This window comes from Ruegeria sp. ANG-R, from assembly GCF_000813985.1.
In the GTDB taxonomy this organism is placed as follows: Bacteria; Pseudomonadota; Alphaproteobacteria; order Rhodobacterales; family Rhodobacteraceae; genus Ruegeria.
On sequence record NZ_JWLJ01000013.1, the window covers coordinates 1 to 24,931 of the forward strand.

General features: G+C 58.3%; 26 protein-coding genes and 2 tRNA genes. 13 read left to right on the forward strand and 15 right to left on the reverse strand.

Features of this window, described 5'->3' with window-relative positions:
• The first annotated feature begins 345 nt into the window (after window positions 1-345).
• From RA27_RS20945 to RA27_RS20955, 3 genes are read left to right on the forward strand one after another with little or no spacing between them, the layout of a single operon-like run.
• Entirely contained in the window at window positions 346-1,095 is a 750-nt protein-coding gene (locus RA27_RS20945; RefSeq protein WP_039543569.1) for a carboxyltransferase domain-containing protein, read from the forward strand.
• Window positions 1,092-2,087 carry a biotin-dependent carboxyltransferase family protein gene (locus tag RA27_RS20950; protein ID WP_039543572.1) on the forward strand — a complete coding sequence of 332 codons (996 nt, stop codon included), beginning with the start codon at window positions 1,092-1,094 and terminating at the stop codon, window positions 2,085-2,087. Before RA27_RS20945 ends, RA27_RS20950 begins: the two co-directional genes overlap by 4 nt.
• Before the next feature lie 12 nt (window positions 2,088-2,099).
• Window positions 2,100-2,861 (forward strand): 5-oxoprolinase subunit PxpA, encoded by a 762-nt coding sequence (locus RA27_RS20955; protein WP_039543574.1) that lies wholly within the window; start codon window positions 2,100-2,102, stop codon window positions 2,859-2,861.
• Between the two features lie 311 nt (window positions 2,862-3,172).
• Here RA27_RS20955 and RA27_RS20960 read toward each other — a convergent pair whose 3' ends face one another.
• Together RA27_RS20960 and RA27_RS20970 are read right to left on the reverse strand one after the other, a co-directional pair.
• Window positions 3,173-4,552, reverse strand: a complete 1,380-nt coding sequence (locus RA27_RS20960; protein ID WP_039543577.1) for a D-alanyl-D-alanine carboxypeptidase family protein — start codon at window positions 4,550-4,552, stop codon at window positions 3,173-3,175.
• A gap of 281 nt (window positions 4,553-4,833) precedes the next feature.
• Entirely contained in the window at window positions 4,834-5,535 is a 702-nt protein-coding gene (locus RA27_RS20970; RefSeq protein ID WP_039543582.1) for an HAD family hydrolase, read from the reverse strand.
• A 92-nt stretch (window positions 5,536-5,627) separates the two neighbouring features.
• On the opposite strand from RA27_RS20970, the gene clpS reads away from it, so the two are divergent.
• The 4 genes from clpS to hemF are packed head-to-tail and all read left to right on the forward strand — an operon-like array spanning window position 5,628 to window position 8,708.
• Window positions 5,628-5,969, forward strand: a complete 342-nt coding sequence (gene clpS / locus RA27_RS20975) for an ATP-dependent Clp protease adapter ClpS (RefSeq protein ID WP_039543584.1) — start codon at window positions 5,628-5,630, stop codon at window positions 5,967-5,969.
• A gap of 45 nt (window positions 5,970-6,014) precedes the next feature.
• Entirely contained in the window at window positions 6,015-6,980 is a 966-nt protein-coding gene (locus RA27_RS20980; RefSeq protein WP_039543586.1) for a class I SAM-dependent methyltransferase, read from the forward strand.
• A gap of 37 nt (window positions 6,981-7,017) precedes the next feature.
• Entirely contained in the window at window positions 7,018-7,818 is an 801-nt protein-coding gene (locus RA27_RS20985) for an SDR family oxidoreductase (protein WP_039543589.1), read from the forward strand.
• Window positions 7,819-7,823: 5 nt separating this feature from the next.
• Window positions 7,824-8,708 carry an oxygen-dependent coproporphyrinogen oxidase gene (gene hemF, locus RA27_RS20990; RefSeq protein ID WP_039543593.1) on the forward strand — a complete coding sequence of 295 codons (885 nt, stop codon included), beginning with the start codon at window positions 7,824-7,826 and terminating at the stop codon, window positions 8,706-8,708.
• A 3-nt stretch (window positions 8,709-8,711) separates the two neighbouring features.
• On the opposite strand, the gene RA27_RS20995 is transcribed toward hemF, so the two are convergent.
• The 4 genes from RA27_RS20995 to modA form a co-directional block, all read right to left on the reverse strand.
• Window positions 8,712-9,122 (reverse strand): hypothetical protein, encoded by a 411-nt coding sequence (locus RA27_RS20995; protein WP_039543804.1) that lies wholly within the window; start codon window positions 9,120-9,122, stop codon window positions 8,712-8,714.
• A 141-nt stretch (window positions 9,123-9,263) separates the two neighbouring features.
• Window positions 9,264-10,361 carry a molybdenum ABC transporter ATP-binding protein gene (gene modC / locus RA27_RS21000; protein ID WP_039543595.1) on the reverse strand — a complete coding sequence of 366 codons (1,098 nt, stop codon included), beginning with the start codon at window positions 10,359-10,361 and terminating at the stop codon, window positions 9,264-9,266.
• Window positions 10,358-11,050 carry a molybdate ABC transporter permease subunit gene (gene modB / locus RA27_RS21005; protein ID WP_039543597.1) on the reverse strand — a complete coding sequence of 231 codons (693 nt, stop codon included), beginning with the start codon at window positions 11,048-11,050 and terminating at the stop codon, window positions 10,358-10,360. The genes modC and modB overlap by 4 nt, the downstream gene beginning before the upstream one ends.
• A 4-nt stretch (window positions 11,051-11,054) precedes the next feature.
• Window positions 11,055-11,819, reverse strand: coding sequence for a molybdate ABC transporter substrate-binding protein (gene modA, locus RA27_RS21010; protein WP_039543599.1), 765 nt, complete (start codon window positions 11,817-11,819; stop codon window positions 11,055-11,057).
• Window positions 11,820-12,008: 189 nt separating this feature from the next.
• Here modA and RA27_RS21015 point away from each other — a divergent pair, with 189 nt between their 5' ends.
• Both RA27_RS21015 and RA27_RS21020 read left to right on the forward strand, forming a co-directional pair.
• On the forward strand, window positions 12,009-13,262 hold the full coding sequence (locus RA27_RS21015; RefSeq protein ID WP_039543602.1) for an aminotransferase class V-fold PLP-dependent enzyme: 1,254 nt from the start codon (window positions 12,009-12,011) through the stop codon (window positions 13,260-13,262).
• 84 nt (window positions 13,263-13,346) lie between these two features.
• Window positions 13,347-13,422: transfer RNA gene (locus tag RA27_RS21020), tRNA-Val, on the forward strand.
• 218 nt (window positions 13,423-13,640) lie between these two features.
• On the opposite strand, the gene RA27_RS21025 is transcribed toward RA27_RS21020, so the two are convergent.
• Together RA27_RS21025 and RA27_RS21030 are read right to left on the reverse strand one after the other, a co-directional pair.
• Window positions 13,641-14,117: a GNAT family N-acetyltransferase gene (locus RA27_RS21025; RefSeq protein ID WP_039543605.1), complete on the reverse strand. Its 477-nt coding sequence runs from the start codon at window positions 14,115-14,117 to the stop codon at window positions 13,641-13,643.
• A 14-nt stretch (window positions 14,118-14,131) separates the two neighbouring features.
• Window positions 14,132-14,443: an ETC complex I subunit gene (locus RA27_RS21030; protein WP_010442452.1), complete on the reverse strand. Its 312-nt coding sequence runs from the start codon at window positions 14,441-14,443 to the stop codon at window positions 14,132-14,134.
• A 401-nt stretch (window positions 14,444-14,844) separates the two neighbouring features.
• Between RA27_RS21030 and uvrB the strand changes: the two genes are divergently transcribed.
• A complete protein-coding gene (uvrB, locus tag RA27_RS21035) occupies window positions 14,845-17,031 on the forward strand; it encodes an excinuclease ABC subunit UvrB (RefSeq protein WP_039543607.1) in 2,187 nt (728 codons plus the stop codon).
• A gap of 3 nt (window positions 17,032-17,034) precedes the next feature.
• On the opposite strand, the gene RA27_RS23855 is transcribed toward uvrB, so the two are convergent.
• Both RA27_RS23855 and RA27_RS21045 read right to left on the reverse strand, forming a co-directional pair.
• A complete protein-coding gene (locus RA27_RS23855; protein WP_193746560.1) occupies window positions 17,035-17,832 on the reverse strand; it encodes a DUF3800 domain-containing protein in 798 nt (265 codons plus the stop codon).
• Between the two features lie 162 nt (window positions 17,833-17,994).
• Window positions 17,995-18,285, reverse strand: coding sequence for a hypothetical protein (locus RA27_RS21045; RefSeq protein ID WP_039543614.1), 291 nt, complete (start codon window positions 18,283-18,285; stop codon window positions 17,995-17,997).
• 214 nt (window positions 18,286-18,499) lie between these two features.
• On the opposite strand from RA27_RS21045, the gene RA27_RS24775 reads away from it, so the two are divergent.
• Window positions 18,500-18,688, forward strand: a complete 189-nt coding sequence (locus RA27_RS24775) for an ORF6N domain-containing protein (RefSeq protein ID WP_039543616.1) — start codon at window positions 18,500-18,502, stop codon at window positions 18,686-18,688.
• Window positions 18,689-18,987: 299 nt separating this feature from the next.
• Entirely contained in the window at window positions 18,988-19,323 is a 336-nt protein-coding gene (locus tag RA27_RS21055; protein WP_039543617.1) for a hypothetical protein, read from the forward strand.
• A gap of 540 nt (window positions 19,324-19,863) precedes the next feature.
• On the opposite strand, the gene RA27_RS21060 is transcribed toward RA27_RS21055, so the two are convergent.
• From RA27_RS21060 to RA27_RS21075, 4 genes are all read right to left on the reverse strand, one after another.
• A tRNA-Arg gene (locus RA27_RS21060) sits at window positions 19,864-19,941 on the reverse strand.
• A gap of 404 nt (window positions 19,942-20,345) precedes the next feature.
• Window positions 20,346-20,825, reverse strand: a complete 480-nt coding sequence (locus RA27_RS21065; protein ID WP_241484123.1) for an excalibur calcium-binding domain-containing protein — start codon at window positions 20,823-20,825, stop codon at window positions 20,346-20,348.
• 36 nt (window positions 20,826-20,861) lie between these two features.
• Window positions 20,862-21,269, reverse strand: a complete 408-nt coding sequence (locus RA27_RS21070) for a universal stress protein (RefSeq protein WP_039543805.1) — start codon at window positions 21,267-21,269, stop codon at window positions 20,862-20,864.
• A 65-nt stretch (window positions 21,270-21,334) separates the two neighbouring features.
• On the reverse strand, window positions 21,335-21,661 hold the full coding sequence (locus RA27_RS21075) for an antibiotic biosynthesis monooxygenase family protein (RefSeq protein ID WP_039543622.1): 327 nt from the start codon (window positions 21,659-21,661) through the stop codon (window positions 21,335-21,337).
• Between the two features lie 133 nt (window positions 21,662-21,794).
• Here RA27_RS21075 and RA27_RS21080 point away from each other — a divergent pair, with 133 nt between their 5' ends.
• Window positions 21,795-22,481 carry a hypothetical protein gene (locus RA27_RS21080; RefSeq protein WP_241484124.1) on the forward strand — a complete coding sequence of 229 codons (687 nt, stop codon included), beginning with the start codon at window positions 21,795-21,797 and terminating at the stop codon, window positions 22,479-22,481.
• Between the two features lie 38 nt (window positions 22,482-22,519).
• On the opposite strand, the gene RA27_RS21085 is transcribed toward RA27_RS21080, so the two are convergent.
• Entirely contained in the window at window positions 22,520-24,805 is a 2,286-nt protein-coding gene (locus RA27_RS21085) for a glycosyl hydrolase family 28-related protein (RefSeq protein ID WP_039543625.1), read from the reverse strand.
• Window positions 24,806-24,931: the final 126 nt, after the last annotated feature.

The window sequence follows — 24,931 nt, forward strand, 5'->3', positions numbered from 1 at the left end:
ACCGCAAGCAGAAAAAACACTTCTAACGGGATTTTTTTGATTTTTCATAATAAAGCGATTATTTTCAATTAGTTATACATCTTCATCGTGATCGTTACTCATCAATTTTGACTGTGCCCGGCCTAGAAACTCTTATTCGGGCTTCGATGCGTCTCCACACGAGCCCTATATATAGTGAATGCGCCACACCCGACTACAAGACTCATCCGACTCGTTGGCGATGGCATGATTCACTTTCTCCGCAAAAGTCGTGCTTTAACCGCCAAAATCATCAGGGCCTTGCGCATTTCATCCGGATGCGGTCAGGTCGCGGTATAGACCAGCCGACGATCCTGCAGACCGCTCATGAAACAAGTTATCAAATTCCCCCTGATGCGTTCCGTTGGTTTTGACGGCCTGCTTGTAACTTTTGCCGATACCATGACAGAATCTTCCAACCGGGCTGCACTGGCGCTTCGAAGTGCGGTGGAACACCTGGACCTGGACGGTGTTATTGAGACCTCGGCCTCGCTGGCATCGACCTATATCCGCTTTGACCCCCGGCAACTTCCGCATTCACGCATCAAAGGTCAGGTTCAGCAGGTGCTGGATCAGCGGAATTGGTATGACGCCCCTTTGCCCTCCGGCCGTCGATTAATACAGGTGCCGACCGTTTACGGCACCGATCTCGCACCGCAGCTGGATGAGGCGGCTGCAGCGGCGGGGCTGTCGACAGACGAAGCAATCGAAAGGCTTGGTCAGTCTCGCGTCCGGGTGCTGACAATCGGATTTGCTCCGGGGCAGCCATACCTCGGTCCGCTTGGACCCGAATTTAACATTCCGCGCCTGAAAGAACTAACGCCAATAGTTCCGGAAGGTGCCCTTGTACTGGCGATTTCACAGTTCGTGTTATTTTCAGGGCCCACGCCAACAGGCTGGCGGCATGTGGGGCAAACCGCGTTTCGGTGTTTCCGGCCCGAGATGACGCAGAGCTTTGCCCTTAATCCCGGCGACGAAATGCAGTTCGTTCCGATCTCGCGCGATGATCTGGAAGATATCCGTGCAACCTGCACAGATGGCAGTGGCGGGGCAACCTGTACGGAGATTCCTTCATGACCCTGGCCGTACACCGTATCGGGCCTGCCTGCACCATTCAGGATCAGGGGCGCACGGGATATCTGGATCAGGGGCTGTCCCGATCGGGTGCCGCCGACGCGCTGGCATTGTATGAAGGGGCGGCGTTACTGGGCCAAAGCCCCACATGCGCTGCGCTGGAAATGGCGGGGATGGGGGGTGAGTTCGAAGCGACCGCACCAACGGCTTTTGCCCTGACCGGCGCACCGATGCAGGCCAGCGTTGATGGCAGTCCGATTGCCTGGGATGCCTCGCATCTGCTGGAGCCCGGGCAACGGCTGGTAATTGGTTCCGTCCTTCAGGGCAGCTATGGATATCTGCATCTGGGCGGCGGCATCGATGCCGAGGTGTTTCTGGGATCACGTTCGACACATCTGACCGCCAGAATTGGTCAGGCTGTCCAGGCAGGTGATCTGCTGCCTGCGACCGGAACCGGCCGAACCGGAATGAAGCTGCGCACGGACGATCGGTTTTCCGGAGGTGTGCTGCGCGTGGTGGCCAGCTTTCAAACCTCACTGTTTGACGATGAAACACTTGCACGGTTTACCCAAACCGATTTCCGACGTGGTGCGCGGGCCAACCGGATGGGGATGCAACTGGACAGCGAGGGCGAGGGTTTCGCGGCCAAGGGTCAATTGAACATTCTGTCCGAGGTCATTACACCCGGCGACATCCAGATGACCGGCTCCGGGAACCCATTTATTCTGCTACCCGAATGCCAGACGACCGGCGGATATCCTCGCATCGCAACGGTTCTGCCCTGCGACATGCCTCGTGCTGCGCAAACCCCTGCGGGCGCGCAGGTCCGGTTCCAATTCGTGACACTGGAACAGGCCGTCGCGTTGCAGTCCGCCTATGCCGCTGACCTCGCGCGCTTGCCCGGTCACGTTGAACCTTTGGTTCGCGATCCGCATGACATTCCTGACCTGCTGTCCTACCAATTGATCAGCGGAATGATCTCGGCCACTGATTAAGGAGTTTTGCCGATGCCCCACGTCGATCTGAATGCCGATATGGGCGAAAGCTTTGGTCCCTGGAACATGGGTGATGATGACGCCCTGCTTAAGATCATCACCTCGGCCAATATCGCCTGTGGCTTTCACGCGGGCGACCCGGATGTAATGGCCAGAACGATGGCATTGGCCGCCGAGAACGGCGTGGGCATCGGCGCGCATCCCGGATTCCCCGATCTGCAGGGCTTTGGTCGCCGCAACATGAAAGTGCCCCATGCGTCTCTGCGAAACTTGGTTCGCTACCAGTTGGGCGCTGCTATAGGCATGGCCAAAGCCGTAGGTACCAAAGTACGGCATCTGAAGCTGCACGGTGCGCTGGCCAATATGTGCTCAGTCGATATCGACATGGCGCGAGCCTGCTATCAGGGCGCACTGGATGTGGACCCGGATATCATCATCATGGTTTTAGCAGTGACCAGACAGGAAGACGCCGTGCGCGAACTGGGATGCAAATGGGTCGGTGAGATTTTCGCTGACCGGGCTTACAATGACGATGGCACGCTGGTGGACCGGTCGTTTCCGGGCGCCGTGATTCACGACCCCGAGCTTGCAGGCCCGCGTATCCTCAGCATGGTCCGCGAAGGCGCGATCATCACCGAATCCGGCAAACGGCTTGAGACGTCAATCGACACGATCTGCCTGCATGGCGACGGCCCGACGGCAGTTCAGATCGCCCGTTCCGTTCGTCAGAATCTGATCGATGGCGGGGTCAAGGTCACAAAATTCATCCGCTAGTCACATCACAGTAAGGTTTGCGCCCCAGGTCCAAGCGGTTGCCCACAAGGGCTCCAGCACCCGGCATGGCGGCAAGCGCATGTTCTGATTGGCGCAAATTCAAGCACCATCTCGCAAAGAGATGCCCCAATGTCATTCGACCTGATAGGTATGATGTCTTCTTAACCAAAGATAGTGTCGCCGCCCTGACCGCCGCTGCCGGACAGGACGAGCAATACGAACACGGGCATGTTTTCGACCACCATATTCTCAAAAAAAAGGCTGCGATCAGATCGCAGCCCAGACCCATCCAGGAGAGAATATGTCGGGTCTTATGACGGCCCGATCATGAAACAAGTAACGTTTCGCGCCTGCAACCTGCGGCAGGCCAGATCGGCCTGTTCGCGGGTCATGCCCTGAAATGTCGCGTCGAAGCCCCGCGCGCTCTGGTTTACTTTGCGCAACGTGCCTTCCAGAGTGGTCATTTCCGACAGGGCGGTTTTCAGCAGAACCTTCTCCGCCTCATATCGGGTGGTGTAGCGGCCCACGTTGACGCCCCAAAGATGGCCACCGGATGTCGACAGGCGGGTAACAACCTCCTGTTCCGGCTCGGGCTGTTTGATAGGTTCAGCCGAAGCCAGCACAACGTCTTCGGGTCGCGCTTCGGGACGAGTCGTGCCGTCTGAGGGCGCAATATCGGCCGCAGCGATGGCAGCGGCGATACCATTCTGAATCCGGGCACCGTTCTTCTCGGCAGCCTCGGCCACGGAACCGGCCAACTGAACAGATGTGCCCGCAACCGGACGCAGAACCGGGCGCAGGCTCTTCTTCGGCGGCCCTGCCTGGGCTACCTGTACTGTGCCCAGACCCGCGTTTCCGGCATAGGCCGGGCGGGCCGGTTTGCGAATCGGCGCGCGTGAGGGGGCACGGCGAAAGCCCATATCCAGCAGTTCAGCGACGCGGGCATTGCGCGACGCACCGGATTTCCCGCCAAAAACGGTGGCGATGATGCGCTCATCCTTGCGCTTGGCCGAGGCGACCAGATTGAACCCTGCCGCGCGGGTATAGCCTGTCTTGATACCATCCGCTCCTTTATACGCGGCCAGCAAGCGGCGGTTTGTGTTCGGAACGGTCTTGATCCCGGCATGAGTCGATTGGCGCGAGAACAGGTTGTAATACTGGGGATAATCATAAAGCAGATGCCGCCCCAGCGTGGTCATGTCGCGCGCGGTCGACAAATGCCCCGCTTCCGTCAGGCCATGGGCGTTCTTGAAGGTTGTCCGGCTCATCCCCATCGCCTTGGCGGTACGGGTCATGCGGCGGGCAAAAGCGGCCTCGGACCCGCTGATCGCGATGCCGATAGCCGTTGCCGCATCATTGGCCGACTTCACCGCCGCTGCCCGGATCAGATAGCGGAACGCGATCGTCTGACCGGTGCGCAGGCCCAGTTTCGAAGGCGGCTCGGACGCGGCTTTCTTGGTGATGCGGACGGGCGTGTCCAGCGTGATTTCACCATTCCGTACCGCCTCGAACGCGATGTAGAGCGTCATCATCTTGGTCAGCGATGCGGGGTGCAACCGGGTATCGGCGTTGCGGGAATGCAGCACCTCTCCGGTACGCGCGTCTATCACCATTGCGGCGTAAGGGGCCGCTTGGCCCTGTAGTGGCGCAAAAGAAAGCAGCCACAGGAATGCTATAAGGAATAGGCCCATTCGGGCCGGAACTGTCCGCCGAATCTGCACGGTCTTTGCCTCTGTCTGCCTCGCGCCGCCGGGTTTTCCCGATCAGCAATTCTTATTGTGATATCCTCAAGGCTAACACAGAGACGGACTTAAAGAAACTGAAAGCTGCGTGGTCGCGGATCGCATCGACGCCCGAGATTGCCCTATATATGGTGGATTTCGCCAGCCCGGATACCAGAACGGCAATTGAGCCGAAATTCAGGCAGGCCGCGCCTTCGAATTTTCCGCAACTGATGTGAAACGGCAACAGGTCAGGAAATCCGGGCCACCAGCATCGCGAGACCTCCCAGATCGCGCAACTCGTGGAACCGCGGGCTGGCTATCGGAGTCTCCGCCTGCTCGATCTCCCACACCAGCCCATGGGGAACATGCACACCCCAGCACCCCGCCTCAATGGGTGCCACGACATCCGACCGCATCGAATTCCCGACCATCATCGAAGCGTCCGGGCCATCCCCATACTGTGCGAAAATCGTCGCATAGGTTGTCGCCGTTTTCTCGGACACGATCTCAACGCCATCAAACAGCTCACCCAAGCCAGACTGCGCCAGCTTGCGCTCCTGATCGATCAGATCGCCCTTGGTGATCAGCAAAACCTTATGTGTCCCGGATACTGCTTCGATAGCCTCACGCGCATGAGGAAGAAGCTCGATCGGATGGGCCAGCATCTCTTGCCCCGCTTCAATAAGCTGTCGGATGACGCGGGCTGGAACACGGTCGTCGGTCACCTGAATCGCAGTTTCGATCATCGACAAGGTAAAGCCTTTGATTCCGTATCCATAGTGTCGGATATTCCGCTTTTCAGCCTCCAGCAGCCGGTCCATCAGGTGATCGCGTTCGGCATGATCGGCCAGCAGCTCGGCAAAATACTCCTGCGTCAGCTTGAAGAAACGCTCGTTATGCCAAAGGGTATCGTCGGCATCGAACGCGATTGTGGTCAGCTTGTCGTTCATTGCAATTCCGTCTGGTTGCTCTTTTCTCTGACCACGGTGACGTTATATAAGCCGTGAAACAAACCGAAGCCTGAATCGGATTCTCTCAAGCAATGCTCGAAGATCAATGGATGATGTCTGACAAACCGGACGAGGACGACGAGACGTCGATCCTTGTCCAGACACGTCCGAAAACCAAGCGCCCGCCGCTGTACAAAGTGCTGTTGTTGAATGACGACTACACCCCGATGGAATTCGTGGTGCACGTTCTTGAACGATTCTTCGGTATGACACACGCACAGGCGTTTGAGATCATGTTGACCGTGCACAAGAAAGGTGTCGCGGTCGTTGGTGTTTTCAGCCACGAGATCGCCGAGACCAAAGTGGGCCAGGTCATGGATTTCGCCCGTCGGCACCAGCACCCGCTGCAATGCACAATGGAACGTGAAGAGTGACCTCTCCACACCCCTACTGCGCCTGACCGGACTGCGGAATTGCCCATGTCTCCTCGCCTCGATCTTGCCCTGAACAGCGGGCTGAACCTTTCGCAACCGCTGTCTGTGCTTGCACCCACACCAGATCAGGACCTGTCACTCCTGCCGCGCGGTTCAGAGGTGGTGCAGCCTTTCAAACCATTCCACGACCACTTTGCCACGCTAGGCTTTACCGTAACACCGGAAGTCGACGCCCCCTGCCAGGATGTCATCGTCTTTCTGCCCCGCGCCAAGGCGCTGGCCCGGGCATTGGTCTTTCGGGCCTGCACCCGCGCCAGCGGAATTGTCGTGGTAGACGGGGCCAAAACCGATGGCGTCGACAGCCTGCTGAAAGACATCCGCAAGCGAGTGGCGGTTGAGGGGCCAATCTCAAAAGCGCACGGTAAGATCTTCTGGTTTCAATCCGATGCAGCCGTCTTTGCAGACTGGGCCGCGCCCGACGTGCAGATGGTCGAAGGTTACCGGACCGCTCCGGGTGTATTCTCCGCCGATGGGATCGACCCGGCCTCGGCCCTGTTGCTGAAATCGCTGCCGCGGAAACCGGGTGGGCATGTGGCCGATCTGGGCGCGGGCTGGGGATATCTCTCGGCCGGTCTTTGCAGGAATGAGGCGTTGCGCAGCCTGCATCTTGTCGAGGCGGATCATACCGCGCTGACCTGCGCGCGGGCCAATGTTGACGACCCCCGTGCACGGTTTCACTGGGCCGACGCCACGAGCTGGGCCGCGCCCGAGCCGCTGGATGCAGTTGTCATGAACCCGCCCTTTCACACGTCACGCAGCGCGGACCCAACGCTGGGTCAGGGCTTTATCGCCAGCGCCGCCCGCAATCTCAAACGCAGCGGCGACCTATGGATGGTCGCCAATCGCCACCTGCCCTATGAGGCCACACTCAGCGCGGCATTCGTTCACGTAGCGGAAGTGGCCGGAGACAACAGATTCAAGGTTTTCCACGCCTCTCGCCCTCGGGCCTAAGGGTCGCTAACCTGCGCCAGAACTCAGGAGGATTCGCATGTCCTTTTCCATCGCGGGAAAAACCGCAATCGTCACCGGTGGCGCCAATGGTATCGGGCTCGCCATCGGGCGTCACTTCGCGGATGCGGGTGCCAATGTCATGTTCGCGGACATGGACGAAAAGCGCCTGACCGAAGAACTTGGCGAACAGGCTGATGACAGCAACATCCGCTATTTCGCGGGCGATCTGCGTGAAAAACTGACCATCGCCAACCTGCTCTCGGCCACGCTGGATGCGTTCGATCAGGTTGATATCCTGGTCAATGGTGCCCGACAGGTGATTTCATCGGACCCGCTGGACAGCGACGATGACTCGATGCGGATACTGCTGAACCAGAACCTGATGCCTGCGCTCAGACTCAGCCAACTGGTCGCGAAGCGGTTCATCAAACAGGCCGATGGCGATGATGAAAACCCCGCAGGCTCGATCATCAACCTGTCCTCGATCGCGGCACGACGGACCCATCCCGATCTGATGGCCTACTCAGTATCGACTGCCGCGCTGGATCAGATGACCCGCTCATTGGCCGTTGCCCTCGCGCCCAACCGCATCCGGGTGAATTCAATCGCGCTTGGCTCGGTGATGAGCGCCTCGCTGCAATCCACCCTCAGGGAAAACCGCGACTTCCGCGACGATATTGAAAAGCACACCCCACTTGCCCGGATTGCGGCTCCGAACGAACTGTCCGAAACCGCCCAGTTCCTTGCGTCAGATGCTGCAGGTTTCATGACCGGGCAGATTCTGACCATCGACGGCGGCCGCACTTTGCTGGACCCTGTCGCAGCCCCAGCCCACTAGACAAAATGTTTGATACCGAAAAAACCACCGCATCCGCGTGGTTCCGCCAGTTGCGGGACAAAATCGTCGGCGCTTTCGAAGCTCTGGAAGACAGCCATACCACCGGCCCCTTTTCCGAGGCCGAACCCGGCCGTTTCGAGGTAAAACACACCACCCGCCAATCCGAAGATGGTTCGGACGCTGGCGGCGGCTTGATGTCGGTGATGCGCGGCGGGCGTGTGTTCGAGAAAGTGGGCGTCAATGTCTCGACCGTCTACGGTACGCTCGGTGAACGTGCGCAGAACGCGATGGCCGCGCGCAAGGGCATTCCGGGGATGAAGGATGACCCGCGCTTCTGGGCGTCGGGTATCAGCCTTGTCGCGCATATGCAGAATCCGCACGTCCCCGCCGTTCACATGAACACGCGGATGTTCTGGACCCCGCACGCCTGGTGGTTCGGCGGCGGATCGGATTTGAACCCCTGCATCGAGTATGACGAGGACACCACTCATTTCCATACAACTCAAAAAGCCCACTTAGATCCGCACGGCATAGGCCATTACCCTCGCCTCAAGGAATGGGCAGATGAGTATTTCTACATCCCTCATCGTAAGCGCGCGCGCGGTGTCGGTGGCATCTTCATGGATGACTATTGCACCGGTGACTGGCAGGCGGATTTCGCCCTGACCCAGGACATAGGCCGCGCCTTCCTGCCCGCTTTCCTGCCCCTGGTGAAAAAGCGGCGGGTGCAGAGTTTTGACGCGACCGACAAGAACACGCAGCTTGTTCATCGCGGGCTCTATGCCGAATATAATCTGGTCTATGACCGGGGCACAAAGTTCGGGCTGGAAACCGGGCACGATCCCGATGCTGTGCTGATGAGCCTTCCGCCTCTGGCCAAATGGGTTTGACGGCTAGAAATTCATACCGATGAAATTGTCGTAACAGTAATTTTGCGCCGAGGCTGCAGACAGGTTCTCACCCACCTTGTTGACCGTGAGTGAATACCCCGATTTGGTGTCCGCACCGGGCGGCGGGGTAAGCGAAAACTGGACCGTCCGAATACCCTTCTCATAGGCTTTCGAGACATAAATGCGCTGAGAGTTTGAAACACCCAGCGTGCGGATTGCATAGTCCCCGATCCCGCACCAGTAGGTAACGGCGGCAGAGGACCCGCCGATGGGTTTCACCTCGAAGGTTCCATCCTTCAACGGTGTAATCTGGGTTCTGAATTGCGGCCTCAGCTTGTAGCCAAGACCAACGCCCTGAGCCCACGCCGACGTCGCCAGCAAGATCACCGCACTCAAAATCAAACCAAAACGCATTGCCACATCCCGTTCTCGAAATTGGATCATACTACCATGTCAAACCTAGGGCACTCGGACCATTGGGGAAATACCTGCGCTGACCAAAGTGCAACGTGATCGCACCATCAAAACCCGGAATCGCTGTACCGGGGGACGGCCCTACGGCGCGCGAACCCGCCCGCCGACATCCTGAGGCGCGAGAGCGACGGTCTTGATCACCGTATAGCATGTACTGCCCTGTTGCAGTTCCAACGCGGCGACCGAACGCCGCGTGACGCGCGCCAGAACGATGCCCGCAGGGGTTCTGACCGATACTATGGCTCCCGGGCCTTCGCCTGCGCGGATCGCGTCGACCTCGCCGGACAGTACGTTCAGCGCCGACAGCCCCTCGGGCGGTTTGTTGGACAGGATCACCTCCTGCGCCGGAATGCGAATGCGCAGTTCCTCTCCGATCCTGTGGGGAATGCGTGGCAGAAACAGCTGCGCACCGCCTGCGTTCAGTTCGGACAACCCGTCATCATGATGCGCCGCAACGCGGACCTGCAGCACCGCGCCAACCGCACGCACGCCCGCAGGGGCAACCGACGGGTCTGCCAGCACGTCGGACGCGGGACCATGGCGCACGACCCGGCCGTCCTGCAGCGCCACAACGGACGTTGCCAAACGGGCAACCTCGGCTGCCGAATGGGTCACATACAGGATCGGGACCGAGACCTCATCCCGCAACCTTTCAAAATAGGGCAGGATTTCCGCCTTGCGTGCATCGTCCAGTGCCGCAAGGGGTTCATCCGCAAGGATCAGGCGCGGGCAGGCCAGCAGGGCACGGCCAATGGCGACCCGTTGCTTCTCGCCACCGGACAGCATGGCGGGGCGACGGCCCAGCAGATGGCCGATGCCCAACATCTCGATCACCCGGTCCGGGCTTTCGCGTTGCGCACCGCGCGGGGCGAACCAGCGGCCATAGTTCAGATTTTGGCGCACGGTCAGATGCGGGAACAGGCGGCCTTCCTGAAAAATATAGCCCAAGCGCCTCCTGTGTGGCGGCAGCCAGATACCCTGGTCCGTATCGAACAAAACCCAATCATCGACCACCACACGCCCGGCGGTGGGCCGCAGCAGCCCGGCCACGGCGTTCACCACCGTCGTCTTGCCCGAGCCCGACCGGCCAAACAGAACCGTCACGCCCGAGGGCGCGTCGAAATCCAGATTCAGGGCCATCCCCGGCAATTGGTGTTGCAGCTGGACAGACAGGCTCATGATCCGGCCACCCGTCTGGCCACGCGGCGACCGACATATTCCGACAGGAACAATGCGCTCATCGCGATGACGATCGAGATGATAACCAGCCGCGTCGCCGCAGCCTCACCCCCCGGAACCTGCAGGAATGCATAAACGGCAGATGGCAGCGTTTGCGTCTGGCCGGGAATGTTCGAGACAAAGGTGATCGTGGCCCCGAACTCTCCCATCGCTTTGGCAAAGGCCAGGATCGCGCCGGCGATCACTCCGGGCAGGATCATCGGCAGCGTTACGGTGCCAAATACCAACAGGCGCGAGGCCCCCAACGTGGCCCCGGCCTGCTCCAGCTTGGGGTCGACCGCCTCGATCGACAGACGGATCGCGCGCACCATCAGCGGGAACGCCATGATCCCGGCGGCCAGCGCAGCCCCGGTCCAGCGGAATGCAAAGACGATACCAAGCTCGGACAGGGGTTTGCCCAGCGGACCTTGAATACCAAAAGTCAGCAGCAACAGATAACCGGTCACCACCGGTGGCAGGATCAGCGGCAAATGCACCAGCCCGTTCAGCACCTGCCGCCCGGGAAAGCGCCAGCGCGCCAGCGCATAGGCCACGAAAACCCCAAGCGGCAAGGTGATCAGCGTCGCCCAAAAAGAAACACGCAGCGACAGGCGCAACGCCTCCATCTCTGCCGGTCCCAGCCAGCCCATCGCGTTACCCTTCTGGCAGGGAGAATCCCTGCCTCAGAAATTCTGCCTGCGCCGTGTCGCTCTGCAGATATGTCAGAAACGCCTGCGCCCCCGGCGTTGCCGATAAGGTCAGCGCAGCCGGATAGATGATCGGCGGGTGAAATTCAGCCGGGATTGTTCCGACAACTCCGACCCGATCCTCAGCCCGAGCGTCCGAGCGGTAGACGATCCCCAAAGGTGCCGCACCCGCCGCCACCAGCGCCAGAGCGGCGCGCACATTGTCCGTCTGGGCAACTTGCCCCTGAACATCATTCCACAAACCCAAACCCTGCAGTGCAGCCTTGCCGTAAACCCCTGCGGGCACGGCATCGACCAGAGCCATCGCAAGATATCCGCCACCCAGCCGCGTGGTCAGATCGAACCCAGCCTCGATCTCTGCGCGGTCGCTCCCCGGAGCGCCAATCAGGACCAGCCCGTTGCCCAACAGGTCCACACGCGAGGCGCTTTCAACCAAGCCCTCGGTTTGAAGCACATCCATCCAGTTCTCATTGGCCGAGATGAACAGCTCTGCCGGAGCCCCCGCCTGAATCTGCCGCGCGAGCACTGAGGATGCAGCATAAGAGACGGTCACCTCGTGTCCGGTCTCAGCCTCAAATCCCGGAGCGATCGCATCCAGTGCAGTCTTGAGACTGGCCGCCGCAAATACCAACACACTTTCGGCCCGAAGCGGGGCCGCAAACAGCGCGCAAAAGGCCAAAGCCGCGATCAGACAGCGACACGCGCCGGTCATCTTGTGCCTCCGGTTCAGAGGGTTGCAATCCCTCTGGGCATATCGGAGGCGACACGGGGCAGGCAAGGCCCTTTGCCAATGCGGCCCCAAATGCGTCTCAACTCCGACACCTGCAGCCGTCGCAATTGGGATTGATCCCGGCCCGCTTTCAGGCTGTTGTAAGCCAACCAAAGACAGGACCTGCCAAATATGCTGCACCAGACCCCCGGTCTTATAGACGAAATCCGCTCACGCTTCGCCCATGTCGACGCCTGTCCATTTCAAGGCCCGCGTATCTTTTTCGAAAACGCAGGCGGCGCGCTGACGCTGAATTCGGTGGTCGAAACCTCGGCGAAGTTTGCTGCCATCCCGGACAATCAGGGGCGCGACAATGTGGCCAGCCATGCTCTGGTCGACATCATTAACCGGGCCAAGGCCGATTTGTCCGTGTTCATGAACGCCTCAAAAGGTCAGTTTTTTGTCGGCGAAAGCGGGACCGAATTGCTGTTCCGCATGATCCGCACCGCCAGCGTGAACGCGCCGAAAGGTGGAAAGCTCATAGGCAGTTCCATCGAGCATCCGGCCAGCCGCAGCGCCGCGCGCCGTTGGGCAGGGATCGCCGGTCTGGACTATGTCAACGTCCCCCATGACGACGCGACCGGCCTTGTGGCCGCCGACGACTATGCCGCGCTCATGACGCCGGATGTCGCGGTCGCGACAATCCTGCACGCCTCACCCGTGACCGGCATGGGCATGGACGTAGCCGCCATCTCGCGTGCCATCCGAGCGGTCGCGCCCGATTGCTTCATCATCGTCGACGGCATCCAGCACGCCGCCCACGGGCAAATGGATATCGACAGCTACGGCGTCGATGGATATGCGATCTCACCCTACAAAGTGTTCTCGCGCCATGGTTACGGCATCGCCTGGATTTCGGACCGGATGACCGCCCTGCCCCATGACCAATTGATCGACGCTCCGGCCAATGGCTGGGAATTCGGCACGCGCGATACAGGCTCTTACGCCACCATGTCCGACGTGATCACCTATTTCGATTGGCTGGGTGGCCGGGTATCCGACGAAGCCGACCGAGGGGACCGCATTCGTGCTGCAGGTCGCGCCATCCACGCTTACGAAACCCACCTGACCAACGCCATGATCAACGGCACTGGCAACCTGCCCGGCCTGCGCGATATGGACCACATCAGCATTCTGGCCGGAGCCGACAACCCTGCGCGCGAGGGGCTGGTCTCGATCACTGTGCACGACATCCCATCAGCTGACGTGGTGACTCGGCTGAACCAGCAAGGCATCCGCACCCATACCCGCAAGGCGGACCACTACAGCGGCAACGTCCTTGATCCTCTGGGGCTAAGCGATTGCATCCGCATCTCGCTGTGCCACTACAACACGGAACATGAGGTCGCTCAGTTGCTCGCCGTTCTCAAAGACATGAAACCCTGATTTGGCACCCGGCACAATTTTGCAAAAGAAATTGTGCCACACCCTCTTGCGCCCACGCACGCGCTTGGCTACATGAGCCCTCACGGGTGATTAGCTCAGTTGGTAGAGCGCTTCGTTTACACCGAAGATGTCGGGAGTTCGAGTCTCTCATCACCCACCATTCCCTTCATTTTCAATGGATTACTCAGGGTCTTGTAACGAGAACTTGGAGATTATTTGAGGATGAATGTACGGGAATCGAAACCTCAAAACCCCGTTGGACTACCCAGAGGATTGTTCCTTAGACGTAATGGATACGCCCTAAAGGTCGCTGTACCGACTGACTACCAAGACATTGTTGGCAAAAGAGAGAGCGTCCAAGGATTAGAAACTCGGGACCTATGTGCACGATAGAAGGTCCAGACGCATAAAGGCGCTGTGGGGGTCGGCATCATAGCCGTAGATTGGCCCGCAATAGCAATATCCCAACACTTCATACAATTTGCGCGCGGCGTCATATTCCGGGAGATGGGCGGCGCCGGTTTCGAGCACCAGTGCGGAGATGCCCTCGGCCCGCGCGAGGTCTGCCAAGTGGTTCATTATTATCCGCGCCAGACCACGTCCACGCGCTGCAGCCACTACATGTACCGACTTCACCTCGGCTGTGCCGTCCGGTAGCGCTTTCAACGCGCCACACCCCAATGGCTCATCGATCTCGTAGATTGCCCAGAATCGAATACCGGGTTCACGCAGCGACTCGACGTCGAGCGTATGGTTTGACGTCTGAGGTGTCGCGCCCCAGCTATGCGAAAGATGCGCCTGAATGATCGGCCGCAGATTCTCTGCTCCGGGATCAGCTTCGCGAATCTCTATCATTCGACGATACTTGATCAGTGCGTCCAGGGGGCGCGTCTGTCTGTGGCGAAGTTCTCGCCATAGCCGCGCGCGCGCAGGTTAGGTTTGCGTTTATGCGGCTCGCTTACTTGCGCGTCTATGCCGTTGTCCTTGGCATAGTCCAGCGCCTCTTCCTTGGTATCGAATTTCAGACGCACCTGAGTCTGAGTGTCATTGGACGAGGTCCAGCCCATCAGAGGATCAACTTCGCGTGCCGAAGCAGGGGCGTATTCCAAAACCCACTTGCGGGTCTTGGCCATCCCCGAGGTCATCGCATTTCGCGAAGGCTGGTAAATCCGTGCGCGCATGTCGCCTCTCCGTACTCACTTGGCTGGGCTTGTTTATGCGTCAGAGTGAGGCCCGGGACAAGATGACAATTGTCGCGCATTTCATCGATTTCCTAATGACAGAATCTGACATTAATGCCAGCTAACCACACGCGATATATGAAAAGGACGGCAAGATGATTCACCACGAACACCAAGTGGATATCGGCCCTCGGGCTGACTGATCGGACAGACCTTACTCAAGTTTAGGATGTCTAAGGTTCTCGACGGCAACCTGCCGGCGCTGGCGGACAAGGTGAATTTGGATCACATTCCGGATGCGCAACCCGCCTGCTATTGAATCTGATGTTTCCAGACCCGATCAGCCCTTGCAGTTGGACAAAATAAGAACAAATGTAGGGGCCTGACCCCGGAGCCCGCCCATGCCATACGCCCATTCCGACAAGAGCCAGCTGACTGCCGAGGACGTCCGCGCGCGTCTGAAACTCGAAGGCGGCAAGCAGTTTGTCATGAACACTGAGTTCGCCCCGGCGGGTGACCAGCCCACGGCGATTCAGGAGCTAGCGGGTGGCGTGAACGACGGTGAACGCGATCAGGTTCTTCTGGGGGCAACCGGGACGGGCAAAACCTTCACCATGGCAAAGGTAATTGAAGAAACTCAGCGCCCGGCGATCATCCTTGCGCCCAACAAGACGTTGGCGGCGCAGCTTTATGGCGAGTTCAAGGGCTTCTTTCCCGAAAACTCGGTCGAATATTTCGTGTCCTACTATGATTACTACCAGCCCGAGGCCTATGTCGCGCGGTCGGATACCTATATCGAGAAAGAATCCCAGATCAACGAACAGATCGACCGGATGCGCCACTCGGCCACGCGGGCGCTGCTGGAACGCGATGACGTGATCATCGTTGCCTCGGTGTCCTGCATCTATGGTATCGGATCGGTTGAGACCTACGGGGCAATGACGCAGGACTTGAAGGTCGGCAACGAATACGACCAGAGGCAGGTGATGGCCGATCTGGTCGCCCAGCAATACCGCCGCAATGATCAGGCGTTTCAGCGTGGCTCGTTTCGGGTGCGGGGCGATTCATTGGAAATCTGGCCGGCCCACCTTGAGGACCGCGCCTGGAAATTCTCGTTCTTCGGCGAAGAGTTGGAACAGATCACCGAGTTTGACCCCCTGACCGGCGAGCGCGCGGCGACGATGGAGCAGGTGCGGGTCTATGCGAATTCGCACTACGTCACGCCGAAGCCGACGATGAACCAAGCGATTATCGGGATCAAAAAGGAACTGCGTATCCGGCTGGACCAACTGGTAGGCGAGGGCAAGCTGCTGGAAGCTCAAAGACTAGAACAGCGCACCAACTTCGATCTGGAAATGCTCGAGGCTACCGGCGTCTGCAACGGGATCGAGAACTACTCACGCTATCTGACAGGCCGCGCGCCGGGTGAACCACCCCCAACCCTGTTCGAATTCATTCCTGACAACGCGATTGTCTTCGCGGATGAATCCCATGTCAGCGTGCCACAGATCGGCGGCATGTATCGAGGCGACTATCGGCGCAAGTTCACGCTGGCCGAGCACGGGTTCCGCCTGCCGTCCTGTATGGATAACCGCCCCCTCAAGTTCGAGGAATGGGACGCCATGCGCCCGCAATCCGTCTTTGTCTCGGCAACGCCAGCGAAGTGGGAGATCGAACAGACCGGCGGCGTCTTCACCGAACAGGTGATCCGCCCGACCGGCCTCTTGGACCCCGAGGTCGAAATACGCCCCGTCTCGATGCAAGTGGACGATCTGCTGGATGAGGTGCGCAAGGTCGCCGCCAATGGCTTCCGCACGCTGGTCACCACGCTGACCAAACGCATGGCCGAGGACCTGACCGAATACCTGCACGAACAGGGAATAAAGGTCCGCTACATGCACTCGGATATCGACACGCTGGAACGCATCGAAATCCTGCGTGACCTGCGTTTGGGTGCCTTCGACGTGCTGGTCGGCATCAACCTGTTGCGCGAAGGGCTCGACATCCCCGAATGCGGGCTGGTCGCCATTCTGGACGCCGACAAAGAGGGCTTCCTGCGCTCGGAAACCTCGCTGATCCAGACCATCGGCCGCGCTGCGCGGAACGCCGACGGCCGTGTGATCATGTATGCCGACAAGATCACCGGTTCGATGGAGCGAGCGCTGAACGAAACCAACCGCCGTCGCGCACGACAGATTGCCTATAACGAAGAACACGGCATCACCCCCGAGACGGTAAAAAAGAATGTCGAGGACGTTCTGGCCGGTCTCTACGAAGGTGACGTCGACATGAACCGCGTCACCGCCACGATCGACAAACCGATGCACGGCGCGAATTTGGAAGCCCATCTGGACGGCCTGCGCGACCAGATGCGCAAAGCCGCTGAGAACCTGGAATTCGAAGAGGCTGCCAACATCCGGGATGAGATCAAACGCCTGGAAGCGGTCGATCTGGCCATCGCCGACGACCCCATGGCGCGCCAATGGGCGGTCGAGAAAGCCTCGGAAGACGCGTTGAAATCGCGCGGACGGTCAACGGCTGGCAGGCCAGGGCAGCGGGGTGGGAATGTGAAGCGGAGGAAGAGGTAGGTCTTACCGGTGCATCGGCGCTGCTTTGATAGAACGGAATATACTCTCGATGTCAGGGTCGAGGCTAAGTTGTTCAAGAGAGTGTATTGTCTTTACCCCGTTCCCTAAAATCCGTCCCACTTCATCAGCACCAAACCTCTTGCTGAGCTCAACAAAATATCTTGGCTCAGGAATACTAAAATTCTTGGGTGTTTTGTTTGCACATTGATAAACGGCGTAGGACGCCAAGTCAGCATACCTCAATAGAGGTTCTTCCTCTTTCGATCTGGTTGTTATTGCAAATGGGTTAAACACTCGGAGATACTTAGCGTCTGAGTGCATTGGGGTATCTTTTATCTTGCCAATGTAACGTCGCATTGCGTCGTAGTCGTGGTTTCTTGTTTCAAAAATCACTGTTGGCGGTTCACTGGCAAAACCGCGATTAAGAAGATATTTTCCAACCCTCTCCAATAAGTAGACGGCACACTTGTTGTAAAACTTTTGCGGGTCCTTCTTTATTCGATCTGAATACGCACCTAACGTTGCTTTGTTAGAAATCACCGCAAAGTATCGTAAATTGACTTCGACGCTTCTTCTCGACCAATAGACTGTTTGGCTGTGCGAAAGGTCTGTTGCGTGCCGCCATTTCTTTCCCAAGTCGGAATTCACCGAATCCAACACGCGCTGTGCGTTTATTGCAACTGCTCTGGGCATGACAGCGGCAGCGAGTACAAAGTATGGGGAAGATCCACCTTGCTTCCCATCACGAACTTTAGCAATTCCTGACTCGCCGCTTTCATCAATGTATATAAAGCAACTCAATGAACTTACTCTAAAAAAATCTTCGGCTATTCAATCCCAAACCTAGCAACCGTAGGATGGGTTTCCAACCCATCGCGCCGCATCACCCAAACGAATGATGGGGTAAAACCCCATCCTACACATCGCGTCTAAATGAGGGCGGGGAAATCCCCGCCCGCTAACTTACCCCTTATCCCAATGGGCAATCACATCATACCCAACCGGCGTCGGCGGGCCTTCCATGAACTCGGCGAAATGGCCCCATAGCTCGGCCACTTTGGGCGCATTTGCGTTCGAGGTCGCTTCGCTCTCGACAACCGAGATCACATAGCCCGAGCCGTCTTCGTTCATCACGTTTGTGAAGCTGTGTATGCCGGGCATACCCATGATTTCGGATTTCAAAGAATTCAGTTTCGCCGTCGCCGCCTCACGCGTGCCGGGTTTCATTTTGTATTGTGTAATACGTGCAAACATCACTTTCCTCCCTCGTCTGGCGAAATTGCCATGGGGCGCGACCGGAACGGCCTCACCCCCCGCAAATTAGCACGGCAGCGCTGAATCTCGCATTGATACTTGGGATTTCGGCGTATTTTCAACCTGGCGCCTAAACCGTGTTTGGACACCGACACTTCAGGGTTGCAACCCCAGCGCACTCCCCACGCATGAGGTCCAAAGCGCGATTCACCGGGTGCGTGGCACCCGCGGGGTGCTGACCGAGGATCTGGCGCAGTTCTACGAAAAATCCGTCGGCGCCTTCAATCAGGCCGTCTCACGCAACATGGAGCTGTTCGAGGGCGACCGCTTTCAACTGACCTACGCCGAAACAGTCGAAAGCAGGGCCGTCGCGACCCCGCTTCGGCGCCGAAAAATATTTTAAAACAAGCGGCTGGATCAGCTATGCTGGCAGCAATGAAATTGACGTCGGCATGGTTGTACGATTGCCGATTGAGCGGCGAGCCCCTTGTCTCAGAGCTCTCGTTCTGGACACCACATACCTAAGATCTCGGCTGCAATTTGCTCAAACTATCCTGCAAAAATACGGGTGACGTCCTGACGGGAGCGGCGCGCCAACGGGTGAACGGCGAGAACGCAGAACGACCCGAGTTTGGACAAAATTCCGCCCAGAATCGCCAATAACCGCCGCAGTGCAACAATTCGAATACAGATTGGGATTCAATGAAAAAGGCAGCTCTTCTTCTTACTCTTTTGCCTGTGACAGCATTCGCCGAGGAACGGGTGTTTGAATGTGACGCGCCTGATGCGGAGCATCCGGAAATGGCGGCGCGACTCGTCAAATATGATGGTCAGCAAAAAGGCCATATAACGATTGGTGACATCGACAAAGAGGTAGATGTATTTCCGGGCCTAGACACTTTAACATACCTGTATATCGGCGACGATTATACGCTGCATTACAATGTGCATCCTGAAAAGGGCACATTCGATTTCTCCGCTTCAGGCAGCAAGTCCGGGTGGGGTAAAGGGGCATGCAAAGAGACAACTGGCCAGTAATAGCTCCGGGATTACTACGTGGTAGGCGCGGTCAGGAAGAAGCCACCTGCGCGCCTCTGCCTTTTGGAAGACAGCCACTTAACACCACATTGAGGGCCACGTTAACGGCTTTCGGCGCTTATGCCAAAATCTCACGATTGATGACCCGCCAGTTGGTCATAATGAGGGGCATCAATTACTTGTTCCCTTTGCGTTCAAGATGATCCACCCTCTGGCCAATAACGTCGTCATCGAAGCCTTCAGCCCCAATTTCAGAGCGGAATGCCTGGACGCGCTTTGTCTCCTGTCTCGGGCGGACGCCTACAAAAAATGGCGGAATGGTATAGATACCGCAGCGAAGAAAGACCGCACAATGCCATCGGGACCATTCTACCGGCAATGCTGGCAAACTCACTTGACGATACCAGCCCATCATACTGAGGAAATGCAGAGAATTCTGTACTCAGGTGCTAGAAGGTTGGGTGTCTGAGCAATAAAAAAACGGATCTGCCTAGCCACGACTTGAACCATACAACAGGCTCGTGCCTGAAAGTGGAGTTTTGGCGAGCCGTGGAGGACTCGAACCCCCGACCTGAGAATTAGAAGTTCCCTGCTCTAATCCAGCTGAGCTAACGGCCCACTCATATTTCGGCTGTATCCGCAAATTTGACCACCTTGTCAACTTGGTGGAGATTGGGGGCACCAACGGCCTTTCCACGCAAATGTGGGTAGGGGATACTCTGAGTGAAACCAAGATGATAGCAGGATATCCTGAGCAGATGGTGCCCTCCAAAGTGCAAAACGAAGAACTGGCCAGCGCATAATAAATCGAAGAAGAAGCGCAGCACTCTCTGAATCTGATTTGATCGTGAAATATTCTGGCGCGGCCCTCCGTCCGACAGGCGAGGTCGTCAGCCTGAGTGTAGCGACGCAGCCACCCAAGCTTGCATCATGATATCCCACCCGATCAGACCAGACATCTAATGGCACAAAACGAAACTCGATCGCGCGCCTGCAGTATCCGCACATTGGGCTTGTACAAATCAGGGCTTCAGGAACTTGGCGGTTCCAACGGTTCGTTGCCTGGGTGCCTCAACCTGCCGGGGGGCGCTGCGCGTTTGCCCGGACGCGACTGTGTCACGAAACGGTTGCCTGCTGGCCGAGCCGCAGGCTACCCCGTCGCCATCCGGGTCATTGCGTTTGTGATAACCAGGTCGGCCTTCAAGAAACGGGCCCGGAACCAGCCGTTGCACAACATCGCACCCGGCAAGCGCCACCAGATGGACGACGGCCTCGTGGCGCTCATAGTCGCTGACCCGCAGATAAACGCCTATGGTAATCATCGCTGTGGTCAACGGAAGCGCCAGCACCATCAGCAGAATGCGCGCCGGTGAGATCGCCTGCCTGCGCAACGCATCTGCCCGTCGCTGCCGCCTAGTCAGGCGTGGGCTTGGGTCGCCCTGTTCCGTCGGTTTCCCGGTTATCATGCCGAAGGTGATACATCCCTTATGTGGCAAAGCCATGGCCACGGACGCCGATCGCTCTAAAAAAATGCGCGATCAGCGCACTACGTGAACCGCGCATTTGGCGTGGCGCACCACATGGGTCGCGGTTGAACCCAACAGCAGATCCTGCATACCCGGACGGTGCGACGCCATAATGATCAGATCGGGTTTGTTCACTTCGGCCCAGTCCAGAATTGTGCGCCCGGAATGGCCCTCTATAACCACCCCCCGCGCGTGCGGCACGGTAGCCGCCAAAGCATCAAGCTCGGACTGGATCGCTTTGCGCGCTTCCGAAAGATACTCGGCCGGCATGTAAGAGATCGCATAGTCTGGGATGTGCTCGACCACATGCAGCAACGTGACCTCTGCCTGAGGCGTTGCAAGCAGTTGCGCCAGCTTCAGCGAAGCCGAGCTGTCCCGTTCGGCATCAAAGGAAATGGGAACAAGGATATTGTGGTACATGGCTCGCGCCTCCATAGTTGCGCAGCTATCCTGCTCTGCGCGCGGTAGCTGTGCCTTGACTCAGATCAGGTATCGCCGAATGTCTCGGCGACGTCGTACATCACGGGCTCAAAGCTCTTGCACAATTCGTTTACCCGCCGATTGCGCTCGCGCATTTCCGGCGTGCGCAGCATGGCCAGAAAATCCTCGCGCCGCTCCCATTGCGAATAATTGGCAATCCGGGTCTGGGCATCATTCACATGTAATCCGGCCGAAATGAAGCCGGGCTGTTTCGAGATAAACGCGGCATAAGCATCCGTCAGCGCCTCAAGAAGATCCTGGCAGGTTCCGGGGGTCATCTCGAACGTGGTGATGACGGTCTGATAACTGTTGGTTTTGGAAATCTGCGGCATATGGCTTCTCCTTTGTAGCTGGCCCGAGCCTAGCACAGCTTTTGGAAACGCCACGCTTTTCCTGCACATGGGCTCTGTTCCAGCTCAAAAAAACTTTCTCAAAGATGAACAGGATACTAACCATCCGTTAACCATGTCTGCCGATGCTGCGGCCATGGTGCGTCTGGTTCTCATCTGTATGTTGCTTTTGGCCTTGGGTGCTCCGGCACGGGCGGGGGCCTGGCTGCGCGAAAAGGGGTCAAGCTTCACCGCGATCTCGGTGACCGCTTTCAGGGAAGAGGACGACGTCTACAAGTACAAATCCTCACTCTATGCCGAATGGGGGCTGAGGCCGAAACTCACCATCGGCCTTGATGCCGAGGAACATCAGGATCTGTATGGCCATGCGCTGGTCTTTGCCCGCGTGCCGGTCGCCGATTTCGGGCCGGCTGGGCGTCTGGCAGCCGAGTTCGGCGTTGGCGCACACCACCGTCAATACGGCGCCTGGGCAATGTACAAGACAACGCTCTCATATGGCAAAGGCATTCAAACCGGGATTGGCGGAGGATGGATCAACATCGACGCCGCGCTCGAAGAGCGCACGCATGAAGCGCTGATCCACAAGCTGGATTTCACGGCGGGGCTGTCCTCGGGACGGCGGATTGATCCGCTTTTGCAGATCGAAACCTCGTATATTTCCGACCGGCCATGGTACTGGCGGGTGCGGCCCTCGCTGATGTACCGCCCGAAGACAGGAAACCTCACCTGGATTCTCGGCGCCGAACGTAACTCGAACGACGACAATATCGGACTTAAATTTGCCCTGTGGCGCAGCTATTGAAAGTGGGCCGTCCAAAGTCAGACGGCCCGCCACATCAATCAGGTATCGATCCGCAGGATGGTTGACACTGCCCCCCGCAACCCTTCGGACCAGCGCAGGCGAATGTCGCTCTGGCTCGAACCCTGCCTTAGCTCAACATACGGTGCAACATAGCGCACGGCGTTCAGGACGCTTCTCAGGCTGCCCAGCGTCACAACCGAGTCGCACCCGCGCGCCCTGCCCCCGAACGGCAACTGGTTCTGCGAACTGACCGTCCAGGCCGAGGACGGAGAACTTTGCGTATGCTGCACGCGCAACGGGTTCGCGCAGGGCGTATCGATCCCGTGGAACGTATTGTTCTCAAAACTCACATTCTTGTGCCGTTCCGGGTCAAGATCAGCAAAGCTGGTATCCACCCGATCCACACGGTCGATCCGCACGTTGTTGACGCGAAACTTGTTGCCGGTCACGGTCAGCCCGTTCAGGAAATGCCCCGTGCCATGGGGGCGGATCACCAGATAGCTGAACCAGGGCGCGACATCGCTTGCGTAAAAGATGTTGTCGGTGATGCTCAGCGCGCTGAACGAAAAGCTGGTGAAATAATCCGGGTTCGCGTCGTGCTCGTTTGTCCACTCGATAAAGCAGTTGTCGACATAGTTCTCGGCGATGGACGAACTGTTATAGCCACCAATGATCACCAAGCCGGCGTTCCGCACGCCGTTGGCCACGTTATCGCCCTGGAAGAAGTGGTTGCCCAGCACCAGATTGTTGTCGCCGCTCAGCACTGCAAAATGATGGAACCGCGTGGCCCGGTTGTGGCGCAACTTGACGTCATTGGCGTTGGCGTTCAGCGCGATCGAGCTTCGATCCGGTACATCCAGACTTTCCTCGGTCGACAAAAACTGACAGCCATCGATCAGCATCCCCTGACATCCGCGCCCGATTGAGGTGATGCCGCGATCCTTCGGGCGACTGATGAAACAGTCCTTCAGCACAAACGTGTTCCCGCCCGGAGACAATCGGATCGCACTGCATCGACCGTTACACTGGAACTCGATCCCTTCCATGTTGAACTTCTGCAGCGCGCTGAACCCGCTGAAATCCAGCAGATATTTGAACGATGTAAAGGTGAAGGTCTGCGTGCCCGCCGCATCATAGGTCGGCGCGCTCAGCGTGATCTCACCCGTGCTTTCGTTTTTCGACTGCACATAAACCTCGCGCCCGACGCCGCTGCCGGTGACCAGCGACCCCACCGGGATATTGGCCACATTGGCCACGTTGGTCAGCGTATCGGGATCAGACGGGCTGTAGGTCGCGATTGAGGTGAAGGTCTCGGTATCCCAGGCCGAGCTGCTTTTGACATCAAACTGCCCGTTGCGCACCACCCGACGCGTGGCATAGCCCGTCCGGTTCGGCACCGCCGCCGCCATATCGATGGGCTCGGTCACTGCAATCTTACGCCCGCCTAGATCCAGCGATTCATGGTCCGAGCTATTTAACAGCGCCTGAAACGCCTTTTTAAACGCCAGCATCTCGTCACCAAAGGCCGTGATATAGGTCGGCAGATCGAAATTCTTGGTCAGCAGCAGCATCTTGTCGACCGGCATCGTGACCGTACCGTCGAACGAGACCTCGGACGCCATATTGGTGTTCTCTTCCAGCCGGAACTCACCTTGCGGCACATAAACCTTGCGTCCGTTCGCAGCCTGATCCGCTGCCTCAAACGCCGCCGAGTCATCCGTAACCCCGTCGCCCACCGCGCCGAAATCACGCACGTCCACCAAACCGATCATGTCGCGCAGGAACACCGAGGTCACATCGGTGATCTCGATGTCATCCACCCGCACCACGGCACCATTGGTGCCTTCAATATCCAAACCAAAATGGCCATAAAGCGCCGCATTGCCCCATGGCATATCGACACCGGGGCGCAGGCCCGTGCCCACGATGGCGGTCACCTCATGCACGGTGCCATAGCCGGTCAGTTGCACCGCCGGGCCCTGCTCGACCAACCCGTCCACATGCGCATCTCCGGCACCACCGGCCCAGCCCGCGATCCGCACCTCGGGCAGCGGCCCACTGATCGCCTTCACCCGCGCCTTGATCTGCAGATAGCAGCCCGGCAACAAGGGCGTCTGCCCCATATAGCGCAGCCGCTGCGGTTCTGCCGTCTTGTAAATCTCCAGACAGCCCGCAAAATCCGCATCCGCTGGAACGAACACGCCCGTACCCGACCCTTCATAGGTCGGAGAGCCCGGCGTGCCGTCGCCACTGGACCAGACCCCAAGACCAGCCGCATAGGCGGGCGGCATGAACACGATGCCGTCGGTGATTGCCTTGTTCATGTAAAATCCCTTTCCCAATCGCGCCAAGCTCGCGCGCCAAAACCCGATACCGCCCGGGCCCTGAGCCCAAGCGCATGGGTCTGAGTATCGAAAAGGGATTAATCGCTGCTCTTACCACCGTGACGG

Bases quoted from the DNA above. Each gene is read 5' to 3' on its own strand.
- RA27_RS20945 (WP_039543569.1), top strand. From the start codon at position 346: ATGAAACAAGTTATCAAATTCCCCCTGATGCGTTCCGTTGGTTTTGAC.
- RA27_RS20950 (WP_039543572.1), top strand. From the start codon at position 1,092: ATGACCCTGGCCGTACACCGTATCGGGCCTGCCTGCACCATTCAGGAT.
- RA27_RS20955 (WP_039543574.1), top strand. From the start codon at position 2,100: ATGCCCCACGTCGATCTGAATGCCGATATGGGCGAAAGCTTTGGTCCC.
- RA27_RS20960 (WP_039543577.1), bottom strand. From the start codon at position 4,552: ATGGGCCTATTCCTTATAGCATTCCTGTGGCTGCTTTCTTTTGCGCCA.
- RA27_RS20970 (WP_039543582.1), bottom strand. From the start codon at position 5,535: ATGAACGACAAGCTGACCACAATCGCGTTCGATGCCGACGATACCCTT.
- clpS (WP_039543584.1), top strand. From the start codon at position 5,628: ATGCTCGAAGATCAATGGATGATGTCTGACAAACCGGACGAGGACGAC.
- RA27_RS20980 (WP_039543586.1), top strand. From the start codon at position 6,015: ATGTCTCCTCGCCTCGATCTTGCCCTGAACAGCGGGCTGAACCTTTCG.
- RA27_RS20985 (WP_039543589.1), top strand. From the start codon at position 7,018: ATGTCCTTTTCCATCGCGGGAAAAACCGCAATCGTCACCGGTGGCGCC.
- hemF (WP_039543593.1), top strand. From the start codon at position 7,824: ATGTTTGATACCGAAAAAACCACCGCATCCGCGTGGTTCCGCCAGTTG.
- RA27_RS20995 (WP_039543804.1), bottom strand. From the start codon at position 9,122: ATGCGTTTTGGTTTGATTTTGAGTGCGGTGATCTTGCTGGCGACGTCG.
- modC (WP_039543595.1), bottom strand. From the start codon at position 10,361: ATGAGCCTGTCTGTCCAGCTGCAACACCAATTGCCGGGGATGGCCCTG.
- modB (WP_039543597.1), bottom strand. From the start codon at position 11,050: ATGGGCTGGCTGGGACCGGCAGAGATGGAGGCGTTGCGCCTGTCGCTG.
- modA (WP_039543599.1), bottom strand. From the start codon at position 11,819: ATGACCGGCGCGTGTCGCTGTCTGATCGCGGCTTTGGCCTTTTGCGCG.
- RA27_RS21015 (WP_039543602.1), top strand. From the start codon at position 12,009: ATGCTGCACCAGACCCCCGGTCTTATAGACGAAATCCGCTCACGCTTC.
- RA27_RS21025 (WP_039543605.1), bottom strand. From the start codon at position 14,117: ATGATAGAGATTCGCGAAGCTGATCCCGGAGCAGAGAATCTGCGGCCG.
- RA27_RS21030 (WP_010442452.1), bottom strand. From the start codon at position 14,443: ATGCGCGCACGGATTTACCAGCCTTCGCGAAATGCGATGACCTCGGGG.
- uvrB (WP_039543607.1), top strand. From the start codon at position 14,845: ATGCCATACGCCCATTCCGACAAGAGCCAGCTGACTGCCGAGGACGTC.
- RA27_RS21045 (WP_039543614.1), bottom strand. From the start codon at position 18,285: ATGTTTGCACGTATTACACAATACAAAATGAAACCCGGCACGCGTGAG.
- RA27_RS21055 (WP_039543617.1), top strand. From the start codon at position 18,988: ATGAAAAAGGCAGCTCTTCTTCTTACTCTTTTGCCTGTGACAGCATTC.
- RA27_RS21065 (WP_241484123.1), bottom strand. From the start codon at position 20,825: ATGGCTTTGCCACATAAGGGATGTATCACCTTCGGCATGATAACCGGG.
- RA27_RS21070 (WP_039543805.1), bottom strand. From the start codon at position 21,269: ATGTACCACAATATCCTTGTTCCCATTTCCTTTGATGCCGAACGGGAC.
- RA27_RS21075 (WP_039543622.1), bottom strand. From the start codon at position 21,661: ATGCCGCAGATTTCCAAAACCAACAGTTATCAGACCGTCATCACCACG.
- RA27_RS21080 (WP_241484124.1), top strand. From the start codon at position 21,795: ATGTCTGCCGATGCTGCGGCCATGGTGCGTCTGGTTCTCATCTGTATG.
- RA27_RS21085 (WP_039543625.1), bottom strand. From the start codon at position 24,805: ATGAACAAGGCAATCACCGACGGCATCGTGTTCATGCCGCCCGCCTAT.